Source organism: Streptomyces sp. adm13(2018), assembly GCF_008042145.1.
Classification (GTDB): Bacteria; Actinomycetota; Actinomycetes; order Streptomycetales; family Streptomycetaceae; genus Streptomyces.
On the sequence record NZ_RDBH01000225.1, the window covers coordinates 1 to 844 of the forward strand.

Sequence of the window (844 nt, forward strand, 5' to 3'; positions counted from 1 at the left end):
AGCCCGCCGCCGTAGCCGGTGAGGCCGCCGCCCGCGCCGATCACCCGGTGGCAGGGGACGATCACGCCGACGGGGTTCTTGCCGTTGGCGAGGCCCACGGCCCGGGAGGCGGCCGGGTTGCCCAGGACCTCGTCGGCCATCGGGTCGTACGGGGTGGGCTCGGCGTTCACGATGATCAGCCGGGCGCCGTGGTCGGCCGCGATCCCCGCGAGGGACGCGGCGGGCTGCACCTGGAGGCTGCTGCCGACCGCGACGAAGACCTCCGTCGCCTTGGCGATCGACATGGCGTTGCCCAGCACCACCGGATCGAGCCGCTGGCCGAACATCACCGTCGCCGACTTCAGGATCCCGCCGCAGGCCCGGCACGCCGGATCGGGCTCACCGGCCCGCACCCGGTCGAGAGCCTCCGCCATCGACGACCGCGCGCGGCATCCCGTGCACACCACCGACCGCGCCGAACCGTGGAGTTCGAGCACCTTCCGCTCGGGCAGGCCGGCGGCCTGGTGCAGACCGTCCACGTTCTGCGTGATCACCCGGAGCGCGTTGCCGCCGGCCCGCTCGTACGCGGCGACGGCGCGGTGCGCGGCGTTCGGCTCGGCGTTCAGGGCCGGACCGTCGAGCCGCATGCGCCACGAGCGGCGGCGGATCTCCGGATCGGCCATGTACGGCCCGTAGGTCACGAGCCGCTCGGCCTCCGGGTCCTGCCGCCAAAGCCCCTTCGGCCCCCGGTAGTCGGGGATGCCCGAGTCCGTCGAGACACCTGCTCCGCTGAGAATCGCGACCATCGTCATGCGGCGACCCTAGGCAGCCGGATCCCGCCCCGCGAACGGGTTTCCGGGTGCTA

Annotated in this window: 1 pseudogene; it reads right to left on the minus strand. The window is 73.8% G+C overall.

Going from position 1 to position 844, the window contains the following annotated elements:
• Positions 1 to 62: 62 nt before the first annotated feature.
• Positions 63 to 791 (minus strand): annotated as a pseudogene (locus tag EAO70_RS35885) (Sir2 family NAD-dependent protein deacetylase); the annotation flags it as partial.
• Between the last annotated feature and the right edge of the window lie 53 nt (positions 792 to 844).